This is a genomic window from Acinetobacter sp. YH01020, assembly GCF_013420275.1.
GTDB classification, from domain to species: Bacteria; Pseudomonadota; Gammaproteobacteria; order Pseudomonadales; family Moraxellaceae; genus Acinetobacter; species Acinetobacter amyesii.
The window spans coordinates 15,930-37,324 of the sequence record NZ_VOYN01000025.1; the positions used below are offsets into that span (position 1 = coordinate 15,930).

Sequence of the window (21,395 nt, forward strand, 5' to 3'; positions counted from 1 at the left end):
TTAGATCAATAATTTTAGAGGCTTAAATGGAACGTTTTTTCCATAACACAATGTATGCAGCACGTTGGATTCTGGCTCCCGTGTACTTTGGTTTATCCTTTGCACTGCTACTGCTCGCGATTAAATTTTTCCAAGAAGTCATTCATGTCCTTCCGCATATTTTAGAATATTCAGAAGCTGATCTGATTTTAGTCATCCTCTCTTTGGTCGATATGACTATGGTGGGTGGACTGATTGTGATGGTGATGTTTTCAGGCTATGAAAACTTTGTTTCGCAATTAAAAATTAATGAATCGACCAATCGCTTGAACTGGCTCGGCACTATGGATGCCAATTCATTAAAACTCAAAGTTGCAGCATCAATCGTGGCAATTTCTTCGATTCATTTATTACGTATTTTTATGGATGCGAAAAACATCCCAAATGACAAAATCATGTGGTACATCATCATGCATTTAACCTTTGTTTTTTCTGCTTTTATGATGGGATATTTGGATAAAATCAGTAAGCACTAATCTAGATAAGGTTAATGAAGCCATTTGCGATCATGGCTTCTCGTCAAATTTTAAATCTAGTTATTCATCAAGTTCACTCATTCGCCTTAAACGCCCAAGATCCAAGATCACGATTTGTCCATAATTCCACGCGATCACCTGTGTTTGAACAAATTGCTGTAAATGTTTATTCAACGTTTGCCGTGAAATATTAAATGACTCTGCAAATTCCTGCTGACTGAGTTTCAGGGGAATTTCCTGCCGACATCCATATTGTTCATAGAGTCGAATCAAATGTCTTGCGATGCGCTGCTCTAGCGTTGCCGTTCTCAAATAACGATTATGCTCAAACATCAAATACATACGTCGACTGAGAGATTGCACGACATTCCAAAGCGCCTGTGGATCACGCTGTAAAACCGCTAAAAACGTTGTTCCAGAAATGATTGCCACCTCGACATGTGTCGCAGCAAAATAATCATAATTCAAAAGCTTTTGTTGTAAGACTGCGACAAAATTAAATACCGACTGACGACGAATATAATCATTGACAATCAATTCACCATTATTTTGCAACCAACCAATTTGTAGCGTACCTGAAAGCAAAATATAAATATCTTGTACGATTTGTTGTTGTTTTAAGATGTGCTGCTGCGAATGAAAACGTGAATATTTCACCTGTTGTACAAGCTGTTCTAAAGTCTGATCGCTAAAGCCCTGAAAGATGTCTTCATTACGCAAAATTTGCAACAAATGCTGTTGGGTGGTGTTCTTTTGATCGCTCACGTCTATAAAAAAATGTCTAAGATCTCATTGATCTTAGGCAAGTGCTGAAAAATGTAAAACCATTGTTTTTCGCATTATTTATCTATTTTTGTGCTGTTTTAATGACGCTCTCATACTTAAGATGCTTTCTCATAAATACGGCCAGCTTCAGAACGCAAGTTTGAAATGTCCGTGTTTTGAATATTTTTCAGTACAGTACTCGGCTGACCATTTACATCGACAGGCACATCGCCTTCAATGGTGACACGTGAGGCGATACGTAGCTCATCGCCATAGTCATTGATGGCACGGTGCTGCGTCGCACGATTGTCCCAAATCGCAACATCACCTACCGCCCAGCGCCAACGCACAATATTTTCCCATTGCACAATTTGCTCTTGAAAGAGTTCAAATAGACGTCGTGACTGTGCCGGACTATATCCACTAAAGCGTTTAAAGAAGTGACCCAAAACCAAACTTTTTTCACCTGTTTCAGGATGTACACGCACCAAAGGATGCTCGGTTTCTACTTCTACCGCTGTACGGAATAAGTGGCGACCTTCTTCATTGTACTGACCTTTCGGCGTCGCATAGTCATAACTGTTGCTATGCACCGCGCGTAATTGTTCCGCCAGTTTTTGCAGCTCCGGACTTAAATCTTCATAAGCCGTCACGGTATTGGCCCAAACTGTATCGCCACCATGTTCAGGTGCAACTACATTTCTTAAAATTGTGGCTTTAGGATAATTAGGCAAAAACGTAATATCGGTATGCCACGAATCTGCGCGCCCACCACGTGAGTCAATTGACAACGTATGTGTTGTACCATCTTTGAGTGGCACACTTGGGTGATTCAACGGATTTCCTAAAAGTCGTGCAAAGGCTTCTTGTTCTAAATCGGTGAGATCTTGCTGCCCACGAACAAATATAACTTTATATTTTAATAGTGCATGATTAAATTCATCGACCACGCTTTTGTCTAAATTTCCAGACAACTGAATGCCAGAAATTTCGGCACCAATACGACCGGTTACAGGTTTTACTTCAATATGCTGATATTGATAGTCTGGATTGTAATGATTCGATTCTAATTGTGTCATAGGGCTCTACCTTATTCTTCAAATTATTAAGCAACGATGGTGTTGTTGAAATACAGTGTGCCGACTTCGTGCCCATGACTCTGTCAATTCTTTGACAGTTTTCCCAAGTTAAACTGCTATGGTTGTAATAAAATCTGCTTAACAACATTTGCCCATTTCATATCTAAAAATGCAATAAAGAAAAAATAAAAAAGCCATCGGTATCGATGGCTTTGTGTGCGGATTATATCTGTATATCACAGCGGAATTATAGATAATTCCCTTCACGCTCAGGTTGATAGAGCACTTTAATGATTTTGACTTTCATGGTATGACCATCAGGCTGCGGCCATTCTATTTCCTGCCCTTCAGCCAAACCTAAAATGGCAGCGCCCACTGGAGCCAAAACATTGACTTGACCTTTATCGCCACGAAAATCATGTGGATAGACCAGTGTAATTTCGGTTGCTTCTGTCGCAGGTGCAATGTTAATGAGAACTTTGGCATTCATACTCACCACATTGGCAGGGACATCTTGTGGAGCAACCACTTCAGCGCGCGCCATCTCATCTTCCAAATGCTCCATCGTCGGCGTCAACTTAGACTGATGCTCCAACATGGTTTCTAAGCGATGTAAATCTTGTTCTGAAAGAATAATATTGGGTTTTTTCATATAAAGTTCCTTTGCGACCTTGCCAACAGATCTATAGCGATGGGCAAATTTTTTGTTATCTCTTATTCCGTTATATCAGAAATATAAATGTTTAGATAACTTTTGAATTTTTCTGATGACATAAAAAAAAGCCCCCTTGAGGGGGCTTTCTCAAGTCAGACTTATTTTGCGTAAACTGGGAATTTAGCGCAAACAGCAGCAACTTTTTCTTTCACTGTAGCAATCACAGCTTCGTCACCTTTGCTGTCTAGAACGTCAGCGATCCAGCCTGCAAGGTCACGTACTTCAGCTTCGCCAAAACCACGTGTTGTTACAGCAGGAGTACCGATACGGATACCCGAAGTCACGAATGGAGAACGTGGGTCGTTTGGTACTGAGTTTTTGTTCACAGTAATGTGAGCAGCACCTAACCAAGCATCGGCATCTTTACCAGTAATGTCTTGTTTAATTAAAGATAATAAGAACAAATGGTTCTTAGTACCGCCAGAAACAACATCATAACCACGTTCGATTAAAACTTCAGCCATTGCTTGCGCATTCTTAACAACTTGTTGTTGGTAAGCTTTATATTCAGGCGCCATTGCTTCTTTGAAGCAGATCGCTTTAGCCGCTACAGCGTGAACTAAAGGACCACCTTGGTTACCTGGGAATACAGCTGATTGTAATTTTTTCTCGATTTCTTCGTTTGCTTTCGCAAGGATTAAACCAGAACGTGGACCACGAAGTGTTTTATGTGTAGTCGTTGTAGTTACGTCAGCAATTTGTACTGGGCTTGGGTAAACACCAGCAGCAACAAGACCAGCTACGTGAGCCATATCTACGAATAAGTAAGCGCCAACTTTGTCCGCGATATCACGGAAACGCTGCCAATCAACAACTTGGCTATACGCAGAGAAACCAGCCACGATCATTTTTGGCTTGTGTTCTTCAGCTAAACGTTCAACTTCTTCATAGTCGATTTCGCCAGTTTCTGGGTTCAAACCGTATTGAATTGCGTTGTAAGTTTTACCAGAGAAACTAACTTTAGCACCGTGAGTCAAGTGACCACCGTGAGCCAGGCTCATACCTAAAACTGTATCGCCTGGGTTAAGTAGCGCAAGGTAAACTGCAGAGTTTGCTTGTGAACCAGCGTGTGGTTGAACGTTTGCATAATCAGCACCAAACAATTCTTTAGCACGGTCAATGGCCAATTGTTCGATCACGTCTACATACTCGCAACCGCCGTAGTAGCGTTTACCAGGGTAGCCTTCTGCATATTTGTTAGTAAGTTTTGAACCTTGAGCTTCCATTACTGCAGGTGAACAGTAGTTTTCTGAAGCGATTAACTCAATGTGCGCTTCTTGGCGAGCATCTTCATTCGAGATCGCTTGAGCTAATTCAGGGTCAAATTGAGCAATAGAGGTGTTGGCAAACATTAGCGAGGTCCTATTAAATTAGGGCTTTTAAGCCGTGCTAAGATTGGCGCGTATTGTAGCATGAAGTTTTAGAAATGAGAGAGGGAAGTTTGTGCTGTTTTTAAATAAATAATGCCCGTGTTGAATCTGCACGAGCACTATTTAAGTCAAATCAACTTATTGATTTGGCATGAGAGTCTCTACATCTTGCACAAAATTTGCCAGATTATCGGTATAAATAGTAAGATGATCTGCTGTCGCTTGCTCACGATAGTCAATTGATGTTCCCGGCTTAGCAAGGCTAATCATAAATTTAGTCGCATCTGCTGGAATGGTCTGATCGGCTTTACCTTGATAAATGATGATCGGCGTTTTCACCGCTGTCGTTAAAGGCTGTGAACCTTCACTCATAAAGTTTTGGATTGGCTTTAAAGTTAAGAAATCAGACTGCGTGCGGCCATAGTTATCCAAAGTCGTGTTCTGACTCGCATAACTGAGCATGTCATCTTGAATTAACTTGGTTAACTCGCCTGAACACACTGTTTCAGCCTGAGGTGCAATCGCAGCCAGATGTCCACTAAATACTTTTGAATAATCCACACTGTTTTTATGCCCTTGCATACCCGCAATGATCTGCGCAGTAAAACTGTCTAAAGGTGCATAAATCATACTTTGCACGGTTGCAGGTTTACCTACAGCTAACTTCTCGCCTGCGTCAAGAATGAGCGCAAGATTATTTGCAGGTGCTATGGCAATCGTTCCCTTATAATTTAAGTCAGCACGTGATGCATATTCAGCCGCACCTAACACGGCCTGACCACCTTGAGAATGTCCGATCGAAAGCCAATCCTTCGACACCGTTTTACCTTGACTGGTTAAGTAACTTCGAGCTGCAACAACGGCATCGGTAATCGAAAAGGCTTCACTTTTTAGATTCAGATAAGGATGGTTTTCACGTCCACTAGGTTCCCCTAATCCTTCATAATCGGGTGCCACAACGACATAACCCTTTGCCAATAACATTTGCAATAAATATTCAGTGCCTTGCAAACCTTGTCGGCTCGGAGCGCATTTATCAGCCACACCGGTCGTTCCATGTGCCCAAGCCACAATTTTCCAACCACCTGCCGGAGCAACTGTTTTTGGGGTAAAGACTAAGGCTGTGGCTTGAACAACTTTGCCATCTACTCCTAGCATTTTATAGGTCATCAATCGGCTGTCTGCACTCACAGCAGGCATATTGTCTTGACTATAGGCTGTTGTAGTTACCACCGGATTTTTGATCTGATTGAGATCAGCATTTGTTTCAGGATTACTAAATTGTTGGTCATTACTATCATTACCGCAGGCTGCTAAAAATAGCATACTGCTGACTAAAACCGTTAAACGCAGCATTTTCATTCCATGATCCTTTTGTTTGTTGTTTTAAAGTCAATTTTTCATTGAATATGAATCATTAAATACATGGAACAAACTTTTGTTCAAGCCTAATTTTTAAGCAACTACTCTTATTTTAATTTATCAAATTAATATAGAACTAAAACTTTGTTTTAGCTCGATATGGATTAACAGCATTCAAATAAATCAGCCACCCCGATCTCAGAAAAATGGCTGAACTTATATTTCTGATCATTGGATACAGATTGGGCTATTTTTCGGAGGTTAAAGCAAAATGTAAAATCAACAAAAATGCTGTACCCCCTGCCAACTACACAAACATATGCACAAAAGTAAAGCCGAAAAACCACCATGCTATTGATCGTGAACATACTCTAGTGCTTAATCCACTTAGCGACATTTTTGGATATCACGATGGACAAAAGCCTTTAAAATAAGTCGATTTAGAAGATGGTTTAGCTTTATCCCGCTGTAAAGGTTTTATTTCAGCAGATGCGATAAAAGCAGATTATTTAAACACTGCGCAGCCATCTTCATAATATTCCTACAAATAATCACAGCATGGGTTTGTCAGTGTGGATGTGATCATGTACATTCATAAACATTATTCAACATGCTGGAACTGGACATGCAAGCCATCATTCTCGACACAGAAACCCATACACTAAATGGACAACCCATCGAGATTGCCTATGCTCCAATTCAGGTGGCAGATGCCAAAATCACTTTAGATAAATCTAAAATTTTTGATCAACTATATCGTTGTGATGAAGCTATTTCTTTTGCAGCGATGGCTGTTCATCATATTTTAGAATCAGATCTTGAAGGTCAGCCCCACTACAGCAGTTTTGAACTCCCATCAGAGACGACATATATCATTGGGCATAATATTGACTACGATATTCGAGCGCTCGAAAAATGCGGTGTAGATAGTTCAAAAATCAAAGCCATTTGTACCCTTGCGCTAGCTCGTCGAGTATGGCCTGATGCAGAAGCGCATAATATTTCTGCCTTGATTTATATGATCACCAAAGGCAGTGAAAAAGCCCGTGAAATGATCCGTAAAGCTCACCGCGCAGATATGGATATTATTTTAACTGCCAATATTTTGATGCATATCGTCCATCACTTAAAAATCAACAGCATCGAAGAATTATACGAAGCTTCGGAAGATGCTCGCATTCCACTCAGTATTAATTTTGGTAAACACCGTGGTACCGCAATTGCAGAATTACCTGCGGACTATGTGCAATGGCTATTACGTCAAGATGACTTAGACCCTTATTTGCGTAAAGCTTTAGAAAACTCTGCTGTCATTACTCTATAAATCATTGATTGTTTAATATTTTCTTAATATTACTGTCATTATCACTGCATAGGATTGCCTTAATTTTTTTGAGCTATGGAATTAAGGCATGTTCAACTATCAAAAAACTGAGCTGGGTTTTCAAACTTTAAAAGACCGACAGCTCGCATTAAATGCTAGACAACGTCGTCTGCTACTCTTAATTGGTAGTGATGACTTTAACCAAATGCCAGTGCATTATCAGCAGCGGATTGCTGAAGCGACATTGCTCGAGCAACTGATGGATCTTGGGCTGATTCAGCCAATTACAGCACATGATCATCAACGCCTTCAAAGCTCAGATTTTTCTGCTTTTAATACTCCTAAAATAGCGCCTAGCAAAACGTCCGATCTCAATACCTTTAGCCCTCCATCAGAGCTCACAGCGCAAGAACATGTGACTTTTAATGAACTTTCAATGCCTACAATGGAAGTTCCTCAGACTCAGTCACAGCACGAAATAACTGACTCCCTGCCAATGGATGCAATGGGCTTTATATCCCATCAATTTAATCAAGCCACACCTGAAAACACAACATCAAACAACCCTGTATTAGCAGAACAAATCATTAATTTCATCGAGCATGATTTTGATGAGTTACAGAATTTTATGTGCAGTTACTTACAGCGTTATTGTGGACTGATGGCAAAAAAATTAATGCTTAATATTCAACAGGCCACGGACATTGCAGAATTAAAAGCCTGTCAGATGCAATGGATCACCTGTCTAAATGAATCCAATATTCAACCTAAACTCTTACAACATGCATTACAGCAAATTAATTACAGTCTAAAAAATCTGCAACAACTGGTTTAACTTAGAGACTTTTCCTCACTTCTCATTCAAAAAACAACTTAATGAGGTGAGTTATTTTTCACACACATCAATATAAGAAATTGAATTTTATTAACTTTATCGATTCACTTATTTCATTTATGGTTTTAACTGCTGTTTTATACGACCTTCCCCTAATGTCAATCAACAGTAAAAAATCGCAAGAATAAAACCGATCTCCTAGCGTTTGAGCATGTCAATGTCACAACAGTTTTGTTTAGAATTTGATTCTTTCGATAATCCTATGCAACTCAGCAAAATTGGCAATTGGGTATTTACCTTCTTAACCTCACAAGACGAATTGCCTAATGTTCAATTGGCCATTACCTATGTCTTGCCACGAAAAATTAGTGATGAATTACAACCTCGACGTGTGGTCATTCAAAATACAGCCATTGAAACAATTTGGCGTATAGAACAAGTCGAATGCTTTAACAGCCAAACGAACCAAGAACTCACCTTTACAGCAGCGGAACCTCAAGCTCAATTGATTTTAAACAGTATCATTGAAGAATTTGCCCGTTACGATGTCCCATTGCTATTCAAGCCGCTTTAATTTAAAGCGAATTCCAACTTATTTTTCATAAAGATTTAAGCTGTCTCAATGATTTAACCAAAGTTAGCTAGATAGACATTAAATGAAAAATAATCCATACAGATTATTGTTGCTCAATTCATATACACTATTCCTGCTCAATAATTTTTGACCATGGATAATAAAAATGAATTTAGCCAATTATTCTAATGATCAGGCACTCATCCTTTTCAACCTATATAGCAGCCTTGAACAATGTCTAGATGCGATTGGACATCTGCACCTTGGACCAAAACTAGTGCTGACCGACCATGATGTATCAAAAGATCATATGATCGTGCAACGTTTTCAAGCTGGAGTTTTAACTCAAGAAATTCAAGTGCGTAAACAAGACGTTGAACTGTCTTCTAGCAATCCGATGACGCGATATCAGTTACTCTCTTATATTTTGAATCAATTTAAAGTAGATCAAACAACTTAAATTTTTAACTCTAAAATAAAAAAAACTCACCATAAGGTGAGTTTTTTTTATTCATTCAATTTAAGCTTCTAAAAGCTTGTAAATACTGTCCGATTTTTGACTTTCAAAAAGTAGTTCGATACTGGGTAGGATGATTTCACCTGCAATAATGATATGTTCAATGCGATGAAACAGCCCTCTTGAATCTTCTTCTGAAGGATTACGCACCAAAGCTTGTGCTTCATAAACCTGACTAAATTGGTCCTTCACTTTAATATCGATCATCTGTGTCATAGTGACGTCTCTACTTGTTTTAATAATTGAATTTTTTATATCACACCTTTACGCAACAACCTGCTTTGTAAATGTTAGATTTCATGGCAATGTAAACTTATTTTACTTTAGTAAATATATATCAATAACATAAGTTGACTATTTAATTATTGTTTGACAAAAACACTATATTTTCACATTTTGAAAGACATTAAAAAGCCCGCATTGCTGCGGGCTCTATGTTGGAAGGCTAGTGCTGATTTCTTGTCTGCAATATCTTAAGACTAAAATATTACGAAACTCAACGAGCTGTCATTGATCCGTCCAACTTATTGGTAGCGTCGTTTTATGACCTACCGTGATTTAAATATAGCACTTTTTTACCCCTTGCCAAGGGGGCGTGACACTTCTAAACATTTGATCAAATAAAATACAATTGATATTTTTTCAAAATAAGCGATCATAGCTCTGCCCAATGCTTGTGAAAGATTTAAATAAATAGGCCATTAAAAATAAATTCTACACTATCAATCTATAAACATTCTTTTCTCTTACTTTTAATTCTACCTTTGACAACCCTTGTATTAATTTCTGACTTGAATTTTAAGTGTGATATCCATTTTTAGCATTGCTTAAAAATACTAATGAATAAGATTGCCGTCTCAAATTAAAATCTAAGACAAAAAAAAAGCCCTTGTATCACTACAGGGGCTTTTTTGAATATGGCGGAAGCGGTGAGATTCGAACTCACGGAGGACTCGCGCCCTCGTCGGTTTTCAAGACCGGTGCATTAAACCGCTCTGCCACGCTTCCATGTGCGCCATAATACGGAGGTTTTATTCATCTGACAAGTAAAAATTACAACTAAACCTTTCAAATGAATATTGTTTCGCCAAATCCTTAAAGTTTAGCCGCGAGCTCCGCACCTTCACGTATTGCGCGTTTCGCATCTAACTCTGCTGCTAGTTTTGCACCACCAATAATATGGTAATTGGCAAGGGTTTTCTCACCCTGTTCGGGCATCAAATGCTTTACCGATTCCTGACCTGCACAAACAACGATCGTATCTACACGTAATAATTGATCATGCCCTGCATGTTCAACCCAAAGCCCTTCATCACTAATGGCTTTGTATTGAACACCACGCAGCATACGAACCGCATTTTTCTTTAATTGTGCACGGTGTACCCAGCCTGATGTTTTACCTAACCCTGCACCGAGTGCAGTTGTTTTACGTTGTAATAAATAAATTTCTCGAACAGGAGGTTCGAGCTCAGCAGCCTGCATACCGCCTTCTGTTACGTAGTTTGGATTTGGATCAACACCCCACTCCCGCTGCCAATCCGCTAAAGGCATTGGTTGTGGCTGATGTGGTGGTTTGAGTAAAAATTCAGATACATCAAAGCCAATGCCGCCTGCACCAATCACAGCAACTTTATTCCCCACAGCTGCGCCCTTCAGCACTTCTGCATAAGACAAGACATTCGGTGCATCACTACCTTCAATTTTTAAGCTGCGAGGAACCACACCAGTTGCAATAACAACTTCCTCAAACCCTTCACGTTCAAGTTGCTCACGGTTTACACGCGTGTTTAAACGCAAATCAACACCCGTTTTTTCGATTTGAACTTTAAAGTAGCGAATCGTTTCGTGAAATTCTTCTTTACCGGGAACGACTTTTGCCAAGTTAAATTGACCACCCACCTCTGCACCAGCTTCAAATAAAGTCACGGCATGACCTCGGCTTGCCGCTACCGTTGCAGCAGACATACCTGCCACGCCACCACCGACGACTGCAATACGCTTCAGTTTTTTGGTTTTTAAATAAACCAATTCTGTTTCATATGCCGCTCGTGGATTGACCAAACACGTCGCACGCTGATTTTTAAAAGTATGATCTAAACAGGCTTGGTTACAGGCAATACACGTATTAATTTCATCGACACGATTGGTCGCAGTTTTATTCACCCAAAATGGATCTGCCAAGAATGGACGTGCCATTTGCACCATATCTGCCTTGCCTGAAGCCAAAATTTCTTCAGCTGTATCTGGCATATTGATACGGTTTGACGCAATGACAGGTATCGCAACATGTTTTTTGACTTCAGCGGTATAATCCACAAATGCCGCACGCGGAACTGAAGTTACAATTGTCGGAATACGTGCTTCATGCCAGCCAATCCCCGTGTTCAACAACGTCACACCTGCTGCTTCCAAAGCTTTGGCAACAGTAATGACTTCAGCCATGGTGTTCCCATCATGGACCAAATCGAGTAATGACAAACGGAAGCAGATAATAAATTTCTCACCCACTTCAGCACGTATCGATTTCACAATATCAACCGCAAGACGCATACGATTTTCAATCTCGCCGCCCCAACGGTCAGTCCGTTGGTTGACATGACGACTTAAAAATTGATTCAGCAAATAGCCTTCTGAACCCATGATTTCAACACCGTCATAGCCCGCTTTTTGAGCTAAGCTTGCGCAGCGTACATAGTCGTCTATCGTGTCTAAAATCTGTTTATCACTCAATTGACGCGGTTTAAAAGGTGAAATCGGAGATTTTATCGGACTCGCTGACACTGCAAAAGGCTGATAGCCATAACGCCCAGCATGCAAGATTTGCATTAAAATTTTGGCACCATGTTTATGTACTGCATGGGTCACCAAGCGATGCGGAGCAATATCACCTAAAGTATTCATGGTACCGCCAGCAGGTAACAGCCAACCTTGACGGTTTGGCGAAATACCGCCTGTAATAATCAGGCCGACACCACCTTTCGCACGCTCACCAAAATAAGCCGCAAGCTTAGGATAATTATAAAAACGATCTTCCAGCCCACTATGCATGGACCCCATCACGACACGGTTTTTAATCGTGGTAAAACCCAAATGTAAAGGCTTTAAAATATTTGCATAGCTAGTCGTTGTCATGCTGAATCCTTATTTTGGCTTTGCAACTTGTTGCATAACACTTTAGCGGTTTTTTTATATTTTGGGATGACAATTTAAAAAATATTCTTCGCATTTATGGTCAATACCTCCTGATATATAAATCCTCGAACCATAAAAAAAGCCGTGAAGTTTCACATCACGGCATGTTGTTTTTAAAAGCATTATTTCCAATGTTTCAGCTTGCTGGTTTGTCCAATCCCGACATTAAAGCTATTAGTCGGATCCAGCTTTTGATAATGATTTTTTAATGCAGGCTTCGCCACATACAAATGCCCAACATTGTGTTCTGCAGGATATTCAGCGCCACGGTCATCGAGTAAATGCCACATTGCATGTTCCATTGCCAAAGGATCTACACCTTTTTTCACAATATAATCTTGATGAAAAACATGACAGAGAAAATGTCCATAATAAAGTTTATGGATAATTTGCTCATCCATGGCTTTCGGTAAAGTTTCGACCCATTCTCGATCATTGCGACGTAATGCAATATCCAATGCAACAATGTCTTCCACTTCTGAACGATGCGTATCACGATAACGAATGGCAGCACCTGCCACCGCAAAGCGATGTAAAAATGCCTTACGACCTTCTTCATCCGTACATTTAAAATAATGACCTGAGGTTTTATCTAAAAAATACGTTTTCAAATACGCATCAACTTGATCAACATCCTGATTTTCAATACGAATCATCAAATGATGTTCATATAAATCACGAAATTCATTCATACGTTTTGGCAAATGATTCGGCAAAAATTTAGTCACCAGCTGCAAGACTTTATCCGACAAACCTCGCAAGCCCAGTTTTTCTAAATAGCCATCGACTTTATCTTTCATGGCAAAAGCAGCTGGAACTTTTGCCGTGCCAAATTTTTCAATAAATACAAAAGAATCTTTGCCGTACTCAGCCCCAATGTCATATGCCACGCGATGAATGTACTCACCTGCAATCGGCAAGCGCGGCAAATCTTTTAGTAAAAAACGGCGAATTTCCGTCAAATCATCATGTGAATTGGTTCCTACATAAAACACCTGACTTGGAATCTTTTCAAAGGTATCTAAACGTACGGCAAAGACACACACTTTACCCGCTGAACCCGATGCTTCAAATAAGCGGCTTGGATCAGCATTGAAACGTGCAGGCGTATTTTCATCAACTTGTTTAACGTCATGTGAATAGCGCTGATCAGAGGCACAGCAACTTGAATTATTCACAATGTCATTGATTTGATAATTTTTATTTTCCAACGCTGTGAGGATTTCTTCAGGCGTATTGCCAAGATTGACACCTAAATGATTGACCAACTCTAAGTCACCTGACTCATTCACTCGTGCATACAGTGCAAGCTCTGTATAGGCAGGACCGCGGCGCACCAAAGCACCACCTGAGTTATTACAGACGCCACCCAAAACCGATGCCCCAATACAAGAAGAACCAATCACCGAATGAGGTTCACGATTGAATTGCGCCAAATCTTTTTCAAGCTTGTCTAATGTCGCACCCGGTAGACAAATGACTTGTTGACCATTATTAATCACCTGAATGCCAACCAAACGACGCGTGCTGATCAGAACCACAGGACGGTCATAGTCATCGCCAAAAGGCGTTGAACCACCGGTCAAACCTGTATTGGCTGCTTGCATAATCACAATACAATTTGCATCCACAGCTGCTTGCAGTACGTGCCATTGCTCAAGTAATGAGCCCGGTGCAACAACAGCCAGTACTTTCCCTGCACCGTAACGACGACCTTGGCGGTATAAACGTGTATCTTTATCGTCAGTTAAAACGTGTTGTTTACCAACAATAGTTATGAGCTTTTGAATAGTTTGCGGTGGAGATAATTGAGTTTGCATAAGGAGTTTTCCTATTCCAAATTTTAATTAAGGAATAATGTTTATTTATTCATTTAACTTCTTATATTCGAATTCAAAGTGCAAAGATAAATTCCATATTTGAAATCCCCCTATATCCCCCTATATCCCCCTTTTCCAAAGGGGGACTTTTCTTTTACCTAGATCAATTCAAGTAAAAACAAGCCCCTCCGTTTACAAAGGGAGAGTATTGCAAATTTTACAATCAATTAATTTGCAACATTCCCCTCTTTTATAAAGAGGGGTTAGGGGAGATTTACATTGTGAATTAAAACAACTTCACACTATCCATTTTCATACAATAGAAATTATTAAAAACTTACTCAGCCAACTCTCGTTCTAACTTCACTAAACAGTCAGATGTAATATCAGCAATGGTTTTTGCACCTGTTAAAGTCATTGCCACACGCATTTCTTTATCAATCAATTCTAAAAGATTTGAAACACCTTCACCGCCTGCTGCACCGAGTGCATAAACAAAGGCACGACCGAGCATACACGTGTCCGCACCCAATGCCAGCATACGCACAACATCTAGACCATTACGAACACCTGAATCTGCGAGGATTTTAATATCACCCTTGACTGCATCTGCAATTGGTGGAAGCGCACGTGCAGAAGATAAAACACCATCCAACTGACGACCACCATGGTTTGAAACCACAATCCCATCTGCACCGAAACGCACTGCATCTTTGGCGTCTTCAGGGTCCAGAATTCCTTTAATGACCATTGGCCCATCCCAAAACTCACGAATCCACTCAAGGTCTTTCCACGAAATAGACGGATCGAAGTTAGAACCTAACCAACCAATATAATCTTCTAGACCTGTAGGCTTACCTAAGTATTTGGAAATATTGCCCAAGTCATGCGGACGTCCCATCATGCCGACATTCCACGCCCAATGTGGGTGGAAACATGACTGCATATAACGGCGCATTGCTGCATTTGGGCCACTCATACCCGAGTGGGCATCACGGTAACGCGCGCCCGGAACAGGCATATCCACAGTAAACACCAAGGTTGAACAGCCTGCCGCTTTAGCACGCTCCAAAGCATTTTTCATGAAACCACGGTCACGTAGTACATAGAGCTGGAACCACATTGGACGTTGAATCGCAGGTGCCACTTCTTCAATTGGACATACTGAAACGGTAGACAGTGTAAATGGAATACCCTTTTTATCTGCAGCGACCGCAGCTTGAACTTCGCCGCGGCGTGCATACATGCCTGTTAAACCCACAGGCGATAATGCAACTGGCATCGACAAAGTCTCATCAAACAGTTTGGTCTCTAAACTTAACTGTGACATGTCGTTCAGTACACGCTGGCGCAAAGCAATTTTTGATAGATCTTCTACATTACGCTTCAGGGTATATTCTGCATACGCACCACCATCGATGTAATGGAATAAAAATGGCGGTAAACGACGTCGTGCCGCTTCACGGTAGTCATTGGCAGAAGAAATAATCATGCTTATATCCTGTTTAATCGACTGGCACGCTGACGACGAGCTTCTTCTTCATCAATCATACGCACCTGTTGTACTACAAACTCAATGTGTCCACAGACTGCTCTACGTGCAGCTTCAGGATCACGACGTTCAATTGCATTCATGACTTGAAAATGCTGATCATGCAATTGATCAAATCGGTGTGCTTCGCTATAAACTTTTCGACGACCTAAAACGACATTAAATTGCAACAGATCAAATAGACCACGCATCATCTGAATCAACACTAAATTATGTGATGCTTCAGCAATCGCCAAATGAAATTTGGCATCTGCACGCGCTGCTTCATCGTCATTGCCTAAAGCCTGAAAATGATTGATCTGATCATAATAATGTCGGATATGTGCCAAGTCCTCTGCTGTAGCACGTTGTGCCGCATACCATGCAGTACCACCTTCCAAAATAATGCGCGCCTCTTGCACATCAAACCGGTAGGCAGGGTCTTCACTAATCAAACTGCTGATGGGCTGCACAATTTGATAACTCGACCAAGTCGCTGGTAATTGCTTTAAAAACGTCCCCGCACCGACTTTACTGACCAACACGCCCATGCTGGTCAATTGAGAAATCGCTTCGCGTAAAGAAGTGCGTGAGACGCCAAGTTGTTCACACAGTTTCCGTTCTGCAGGCAGACGATCTCCAACTTGCATATTGCTTTGTTCAATCAATACGCGAAGACTTTGAACAGTTTTATCAGAGACTTTCATCTGCTTTCCTTAACGTTGTTACACAATGCGTGTTATGGAATCATCCAAGGGAACACATAAGCTTGTAGGGTGATTAAAATCCCCATCATGATTGTGAACGTTATACTGTGTTTTACGGTAAAACGGAATAAATCAGACTCTTTACCTACCAAGCCAACTGCCGCACATGCAATTGCAATGGACTGGGGTGAAATCATTTTTCCTGTCACACCACCACTGGTATTGGCAGCAACGAGTAATACTTCTGGTACACCGATTTGCTGTGCAGTGGTTGCCTGTAATGCAGCAAATAGCGCATTGGCTGACGTATCTGAACCCGTAAGGAAGACACCAAGCCATCCTAAAAATGGTGAGAAGAAGGTAAAGGCTTGACCTGTATGTGCAAGTGCTAATGCCAATGTTGCTGACATCCCTGAATAATTGGCGATAAATGCAAAAGCCAAGACCATCCCAATTGAATAAATTGGAATTTTTAATTCATTAATGGTTTCACCAAAGGTCACAATCGCGTCTTTCGGCTTCATTTTTAAGAAAATAATGGTAATGATCGCAGCGATAACAATTGCTGTACCTGTTGCCGAAAACCAATCAAATTTATAGATAGCATCGTAGTCCTTCATTTCAGGTACGACTGGCGGCATCTTTTGAACCAATTGATGTAAAAATGGCACTTTGATCGAAATAACTAAATCATGTAAGGCACCGTCTTTAGTAAATAAATCTTTAAACGGTTTAATACTCCAGATCGTGACCATCACCGTTAAGATCGCAAATGGCGACCACGCTTTTGCAATTTGACCCAAGCTATATTTTTGCTGTTTTTGTGCAGCAACATCTTCACTCATCGTCGCATCTTGATCTGCAAAGCGGAAAATATGTTTAGGCTGCCAATATTTAAATAAAATCGTTAATGACACTAAAGAGGCAATCGCCGCGGTAATATCTGGTAATTCAGGACCGACAAAGTTCGAGGTTAGGTACTGTGCAATCGCAAAGCTACTCGCCCCAACCACAACCGCAGGCCAAGTTTCCTTCACACCGCGCCAGCCATCCATAATCGCCATAATCCAAAACAGTACAATCGGCACCATAAATGGCAGCTGTCGACCAACCATCTGACTGATTTCCATCGTATCAACACCAGACACTTGTCCAGCAACGATAATTGGAATACCCATCGCACCGAAAGCTACTGGCGCTGTATTTACGATCAGACAAAGACCTGCCGCATATAAAGGCTTAAAGCCTAAACCTACCAATAGTGCTGCAGTAATCGCCACAGGGGCACCAAAGCCCGCCGCACCTTCTAGGAAAGTACCGAAAGCAAAGCCAACTAACAGCATCTGTAATCGTTGATCTTCAGTAATGGAAAGAATCGAAGAACGGATAATGTCAAACTGCCCTGTTTTGACAGAAATTTTATACAGGAACACCGCACCAATAATGATCCATGCAATCGGCCATAAACCGTAGAAGAAACCGTAGACCATCGAAGCCAATGCCATGAGCGCAGGCATGTCATAGGCAAATAAAGACACCAAAAGTGCCAGTACAACGGTGATCGTACCTGCCACACTGCCTTTTAAACGAAATACAGCAAGCGCCAAGAAAAAAAAGATAATCGGAATGAGCGCAATTAAACTTGATATCCATATATTCCCCATTGGGTCATATATTTGCTGCCATTGAAGCATTGTCATCTCCTTGAAATGCTTACTAAGATTTAATTATTGAGCAATATCAGCATGTGGTCTTTATACACTGGTATGACCAATATAAAAATCAAAGACATAAATACTCATACTGTTGCTGAAATACTCCGCAATTTTTAATTAATTCAACTCAATCATTCAAGCTTTTCTTGTTTTTGGTATGACCAATAAATAATACAAAAACATTATTTTCCCTTTTAAAAACTTACATATCAACTTTTAAACATCTGTTTTATATTTATTATTTATGAATAGATTTTATAAAATATACTTTAGTCTAATAACCAAGCTTTGTTTGACCTCAGTCTCATTTCAATGGGAAGTATAAAAACCAAATCAACACCATATTGGTATGACCATTTATTTAAATCAAATAGATTTCTTTATATTTGCATCCTATTTCTTTCAGAAAATGCATTTTCCGCCTGCAAAAACTAGATAAAGTATTCAACAATAGATTTCAACGATCATTTTTTTCCACCTCATCGCTTGTATCTCATGATTTTTTAGAAAAACCCTGCAGAAAAGTGCTACAATCGCGCACATATATGTATTCTTTCAGGCCACCCATTCTCGGTGCCTATATTTATATCGTTAGGATTAACAATGACTGATAATGCAACTATCTTGCAGAATGTCCCAGTTGGCAAAAAAGTTGGTATTGCCTTCTCTGGTGGTCTAGATACTTCAGCTGCGCTTTTGTGGATGAAACAAAAAGGTGCAGAACCTTATGCTTACACAGCAAACTTAGGTCAACCTGATGAAGACGACTACGATGCGATTCCAAAAAAAGCGGAAGCGTATGGCGCAGTTAAAGCTCGCTTAGTTGATTGTCGTTTACAACTTGCTTTAGAAGGTATTGCGGCTATTCAATGTGGCGCTTTCCACATTTCAACTGGTGGTATGCCTTATTTCAACACGACTCCTCTTGGTCGTGCAGTTACAGGTACGATGCTTGTAACCGCAATGAAAGAAGATGACGTAAACATCTGGGGTGACGGTTCGACTTATAAAGGTAACGACATTGAACGTTTCTATCGTTATGGTCTGTTGACTAACCCATCGCTAAAAATTTACAAACCTTGGTTAGACCAAACTTTCATTGACGAGCTAGGCGGCCGTGCAGAAATGTCACAGTTCCTGATCGACAATGGTTTTGACTACAAAATGTCAAAAGAGAAAGCGTACTCAACTGACTCAAACATGTTAGGTGCGACTCACGAAGCAAAAGATCTTGAATACCTTAATGCGGGTATCAAAATCGTAGACCCAATCATGGGCGTTGCGTTCTGGAAAGATGACGTAGAAGTAAAAGCTGAAGAAGTTTCTGTAACTTTCGAAGAAGGCTTCCCTGTTGCATTAAATGGCAAACGCATCGAAAACCCAGTTGAGTTCATTCTTGAAGCTAACCGTATCGGTGGTCGTCATGGTCTAGGTATGTCTGACCAAATCGAAAACCGTATCATTGAAGCAAAATCTCGTGGTATCTACGAAGCTCCAGGTATGGCACTTCTTCATATTGCTTATGAACGTTTAGTGACTGGTATTCATAACGAAGACACCATCGAACAATACCGTATTAACGGTCTGCGTTTAGGTCGTCTTCTTTACCAAGGTCGTTGGTTCGATTCTCAATCATTAATGCTTCGTGAAACTGCGCAGCGTTGGGTTGCTAAAGCAATCACTGGTACTGTGACTTTAGAACTTCGTCGTGGTAATGACTACACTATTCTAAACACTGAATCTCCTAACCTCACTTATGAAGCTGAACGTTTAACTATGGAGAAAGGTGACTCTATGTTTAGTCCTGCTGACCGTATCGGTCAATTGACTATGCGTAACTTGGATATCACAGATACTCGCGCTAAATTAGGTATCTACACAAACTCTGGCTTACTTGCAGTAGGTACAGGTTCTGCAGTGCCTCAATTAAAAGACAAAAACAAATAAGATTTGTTGAGTCATAAAAAACCGCGCATTTTGCGCGGTTTTTTATTGCCGATTTCAGAGAAGTTCTCAATTTTATTAAACATTAAGCCACATGTGCTGAACGAATCGACTGATAGTAAATTTGATTCCGGCCTAATTGTTTCGCACGATACAACGCCTGATCGGCAATATTTAACAGTTCATCCTTCGTCATATTTTCAGCACGATATACCGTAATACCCAAACTAATAGTGACGTGATTTGAAACCTGTGATTTGGCATGTGGAATTTCTAAACGATCGATTGCTTTATAAATATTTGACGCTACCGCATAAGCACCATGCGCATCGGTTTCAGGCAATAAAACCACAAATTCTTCACCACCATATCGCGCTACAAAATCCATATGTCGAATGGCATTTTTAATGGTTTTGGCAATGGTTGAAATTACATCATCGCCTTTTTGATGACCGTAGAAATCGTTATAGTTTTTAAAATGATCAACATCGATAAATAGCACAGCAAGCGAGGTGTTATTACGTCGAGATTGCTCATAAAAGGTATCGAGCATTTCATCAAAAGTACGTCGGTTGGAAATCTTAGTTAATTCATCATGCTGACTTAAATGTAAAAGCTCTGTGGTATGAATACGATGGATTTTTTCACTAATATCCGCGCGCAGCATATTCAAAAAAATCATCCTTTCACGCGCACAGAGCATCTTACTGATTGCAAAACCCAATACACAGCTTCCAATCAGTACACGCCCCAACACCATCATATCAAATTTCACTTCTAATGAAAAAAGCATCAACATGGTGACCACAGCAGCCAACAATCCAGACATCAACATTTGGACTGGTTTAACCCCCGTCAAAATATAGCTCAAGATGTAAATCATACAAAGGATCATCATGGCCTGATGTTTAAGTGCTTCGGTATACACGGTCATGGTGAGCCAAGACATTGAAATAACAGCCCAAAACACTACAAACATACTGGCATGTGAAAAATAAGGCTTCAGACGGTCGTAACGAGCAAAGGCATATAAAGTCAGAAGACACAGCGCACCATTGAGCTGTCCAAGCAAACAATGAATAAAATCATGCACAAAATGCTGCTGATTAATTATCCAATAATCTCCGGGAATGATCAGCATGGTGAGCACAAAGTAGATCAACACCCCCATCCAGAAAAAATGACGTATGTTGGTTTGCGCACGATCGAGGTTTAAAGTCCAAAATTGGGTTTCCAGTTTTTTAGGAAACATTTCCCCTACACGACGAGTTTGCCGTGTAATCAGTTCCTCTATTTTTTCTTTATCGTATTGCAACTTTGCAAGGTTATACTTGTATTCCATTTCCAAGCATTTATCTAATTCTTTTAGTCATTTAAAAATACCACAGTTTTATTCTTTATTTATATCTGTTCAGTCATTTGTACAGAAA

18 protein-coding genes and 1 tRNA gene are annotated in these 21,395 nt (G+C 40.3%); 6 read left to right on the plus strand and 13 right to left on the minus strand.

Annotation, left to right across the window (positions count from 1 at the left end; all coding sequences use genetic code 11):
• The first annotated feature begins 26 nt into the window (after window positions 1-26).
• Window positions 27-515, plus strand: a complete 489-nt coding sequence (locus FTT85_RS10655) for a TIGR00645 family protein (RefSeq protein ID WP_078189122.1) — start codon at window positions 27-29, stop codon at window positions 513-515.
• 60 nt (window positions 516-575) lie between these two features.
• Here the strand turns inward: FTT85_RS10655 and FTT85_RS10660 are convergent, their stop codons facing one another.
• The 5 genes from FTT85_RS10660 to FTT85_RS10680 all read right to left on the minus strand — a co-directional run bounded on the left by FTT85_RS10660 (window position 576) and on the right by FTT85_RS10680 (window position 5,806).
• Window positions 576-1,280 carry a Crp/Fnr family transcriptional regulator gene (locus FTT85_RS10660; RefSeq protein ID WP_180183518.1) on the minus strand — a complete coding sequence of 235 codons (705 nt, stop codon included), beginning with the start codon at window positions 1,278-1,280 and terminating at the stop codon, window positions 576-578.
• Between the two features lie 116 nt (window positions 1,281-1,396).
• Window positions 1,397-2,359: a TauD/TfdA family dioxygenase gene (locus FTT85_RS10665; RefSeq protein WP_180183519.1), complete on the minus strand. Its 963-nt coding sequence runs from the start codon at window positions 2,357-2,359 to the stop codon at window positions 1,397-1,399.
• Between the two features lie 247 nt (window positions 2,360-2,606).
• On the minus strand, window positions 2,607-3,011 hold the full coding sequence (gene rnk, locus FTT85_RS10670; RefSeq protein ID WP_078192900.1) for a nucleoside diphosphate kinase regulator: 405 nt from the start codon (window positions 3,009-3,011) through the stop codon (window positions 2,607-2,609).
• Between the two features lie 161 nt (window positions 3,012-3,172).
• Complete coding sequence (gene glyA / locus FTT85_RS10675) at window positions 3,173-4,426, minus strand: serine hydroxymethyltransferase (protein ID WP_180035998.1); 1,254 nt, start codon at window positions 4,424-4,426, stop codon at window positions 3,173-3,175.
• A 156-nt stretch (window positions 4,427-4,582) separates the two neighbouring features.
• Window positions 4,583-5,806 carry an alpha/beta fold hydrolase gene (locus tag FTT85_RS10680; protein WP_180183520.1) on the minus strand — a complete coding sequence of 408 codons (1,224 nt, stop codon included), beginning with the start codon at window positions 5,804-5,806 and terminating at the stop codon, window positions 4,583-4,585.
• A 625-nt stretch (window positions 5,807-6,431) separates the two neighbouring features.
• On the opposite strand from FTT85_RS10680, the gene FTT85_RS10685 reads away from it, so the two are divergent.
• From FTT85_RS10685 to FTT85_RS10700, 4 genes are all read left to right on the plus strand, one after another.
• Window positions 6,432-7,130: a 3'-5' exonuclease gene (locus FTT85_RS10685; RefSeq protein ID WP_180183521.1), complete on the plus strand. Its 699-nt coding sequence runs from the start codon at window positions 6,432-6,434 to the stop codon at window positions 7,128-7,130.
• 88 nt (window positions 7,131-7,218) lie between these two features.
• Window positions 7,219-7,965 (plus strand): hypothetical protein, encoded by a 747-nt coding sequence (locus tag FTT85_RS10690; RefSeq protein WP_180183522.1) that lies wholly within the window; start codon window positions 7,219-7,221, stop codon window positions 7,963-7,965.
• 217 nt (window positions 7,966-8,182) lie between these two features.
• A complete protein-coding gene (locus FTT85_RS10695; protein ID WP_180094801.1) occupies window positions 8,183-8,539 on the plus strand; it encodes a hypothetical protein in 357 nt (118 codons plus the stop codon).
• 166 nt (window positions 8,540-8,705) lie between these two features.
• On the plus strand, window positions 8,706-8,999 hold the full coding sequence (locus tag FTT85_RS10700) for a hypothetical protein (protein ID WP_078192906.1): 294 nt from the start codon (window positions 8,706-8,708) through the stop codon (window positions 8,997-8,999).
• Between the two features lie 60 nt (window positions 9,000-9,059).
• On the opposite strand, the gene FTT85_RS10705 is transcribed toward FTT85_RS10700, so the two are convergent.
• From FTT85_RS10705 to lldP, 7 genes are all read right to left on the minus strand, one after another.
• Window positions 9,060-9,272, minus strand: a complete 213-nt coding sequence (locus FTT85_RS10705; RefSeq protein ID WP_111885766.1) for a hypothetical protein — start codon at window positions 9,270-9,272, stop codon at window positions 9,060-9,062.
• Window positions 9,273-9,974: 702 nt separating this feature from the next.
• A tRNA-Ser gene (locus FTT85_RS10710) sits at window positions 9,975-10,064 on the minus strand.
• Between the two features lie 87 nt (window positions 10,065-10,151).
• On the minus strand, window positions 10,152-12,188 hold the full coding sequence (locus FTT85_RS10715; RefSeq protein WP_180183523.1) for an NADPH-dependent 2,4-dienoyl-CoA reductase: 2,037 nt from the start codon (window positions 12,186-12,188) through the stop codon (window positions 10,152-10,154).
• 182 nt (window positions 12,189-12,370) lie between these two features.
• Window positions 12,371-14,068, minus strand: coding sequence for a D-lactate dehydrogenase (gene dld / locus FTT85_RS10720; protein ID WP_180183524.1), 1,698 nt, complete (start codon window positions 14,066-14,068; stop codon window positions 12,371-12,373).
• Window positions 14,069-14,405: 337 nt separating this feature from the next.
• Window positions 14,406-15,560 carry an FMN-dependent L-lactate dehydrogenase LldD gene (gene lldD / locus FTT85_RS10725; protein ID WP_180183525.1) on the minus strand — a complete coding sequence of 385 codons (1,155 nt, stop codon included), beginning with the start codon at window positions 15,558-15,560 and terminating at the stop codon, window positions 14,406-14,408.
• 2 nt (window positions 15,561-15,562) lie between these two features.
• Complete coding sequence (gene lldR, locus FTT85_RS10730) at window positions 15,563-16,306, minus strand: transcriptional regulator LldR (protein ID WP_180183526.1); 744 nt, start codon at window positions 16,304-16,306, stop codon at window positions 15,563-15,565.
• Between the two features lie 32 nt (window positions 16,307-16,338).
• Window positions 16,339-18,006: an L-lactate permease gene (gene lldP / locus FTT85_RS10735; protein ID WP_171256696.1), complete on the minus strand. Its 1,668-nt coding sequence runs from the start codon at window positions 18,004-18,006 to the stop codon at window positions 16,339-16,341.
• Between the two features lie 618 nt (window positions 18,007-18,624).
• On the opposite strand from lldP, the gene argG reads away from it, so the two are divergent.
• Entirely contained in the window at window positions 18,625-19,968 is a 1,344-nt protein-coding gene (gene argG, locus FTT85_RS10740) for an argininosuccinate synthase (protein WP_078189146.1), read from the plus strand.
• Between the two features lie 82 nt (window positions 19,969-20,050).
• Here the strand turns inward: argG and FTT85_RS10745 are convergent, their stop codons facing one another.
• The gene (locus FTT85_RS10745; protein WP_180183527.1) at window positions 20,051-21,307 is read right to left on the minus strand and encodes a diguanylate cyclase; all 1,257 of its coding nucleotides are present in this window, start codon (window positions 21,305-21,307) and stop codon (window positions 20,051-20,053) included.
• Window positions 21,308-21,395: the final 88 nt, after the last annotated feature.

Bases quoted from the DNA above. Each gene is read 5' to 3' on its own strand.
- lldR (WP_180183526.1), bottom strand. From the start codon at position 16,306: ATGAAAGTCTCTGATAAAACTGTTCAAAGTCTTCGCGTATTGATTGAA.
- FTT85_RS10695 (WP_180094801.1), top strand. From the start codon at position 8,183: ATGTCACAACAGTTTTGTTTAGAATTTGATTCTTTCGATAATCCTATG.
- argG (WP_078189146.1), top strand. From the start codon at position 18,625: ATGACTGATAATGCAACTATCTTGCAGAATGTCCCAGTTGGCAAAAAA.
- glyA (WP_180035998.1), bottom strand. From the start codon at position 4,426: ATGTTTGCCAACACCTCTATTGCTCAATTTGACCCTGAATTAGCTCAA.
- lldD (WP_180183525.1), bottom strand. From the start codon at position 15,560: ATGATTATTTCTTCTGCCAATGACTACCGTGAAGCGGCACGACGTCGT.
- FTT85_RS10665 (WP_180183519.1), bottom strand. From the start codon at position 2,359: ATGACACAATTAGAATCGAATCATTACAATCCAGACTATCAATATCAG.
- FTT85_RS10685 (WP_180183521.1), top strand. From the start codon at position 6,432: ATGCAAGCCATCATTCTCGACACAGAAACCCATACACTAAATGGACAA.
- FTT85_RS10700 (WP_078192906.1), top strand. From the start codon at position 8,706: ATGAATTTAGCCAATTATTCTAATGATCAGGCACTCATCCTTTTCAAC.
- FTT85_RS10745 (WP_180183527.1), bottom strand. From the start codon at position 21,307: ATGGAATACAAGTATAACCTTGCAAAGTTGCAATACGATAAAGAAAAA.
- FTT85_RS10680 (WP_180183520.1), bottom strand. From the start codon at position 5,806: ATGAAAATGCTGCGTTTAACGGTTTTAGTCAGCAGTATGCTATTTTTA.
- FTT85_RS10655 (WP_078189122.1), top strand. From the start codon at position 27: ATGGAACGTTTTTTCCATAACACAATGTATGCAGCACGTTGGATTCTG.
- rnk (WP_078192900.1), bottom strand. From the start codon at position 3,011: ATGAAAAAACCCAATATTATTCTTTCAGAACAAGATTTACATCGCTTA.
- dld (WP_180183524.1), bottom strand. From the start codon at position 14,068: ATGCAAACTCAATTATCTCCACCGCAAACTATTCAAAAGCTCATAACT.
- FTT85_RS10715 (WP_180183523.1), bottom strand. From the start codon at position 12,188: ATGACAACGACTAGCTATGCAAATATTTTAAAGCCTTTACATTTGGGT.
- FTT85_RS10690 (WP_180183522.1), top strand. From the start codon at position 7,219: ATGTTCAACTATCAAAAAACTGAGCTGGGTTTTCAAACTTTAAAAGAC.
- lldP (WP_171256696.1), bottom strand. From the start codon at position 18,006: ATGACAATGCTTCAATGGCAGCAAATATATGACCCAATGGGGAATATA.
- FTT85_RS10705 (WP_111885766.1), bottom strand. From the start codon at position 9,272: ATGACACAGATGATCGATATTAAAGTGAAGGACCAATTTAGTCAGGTT.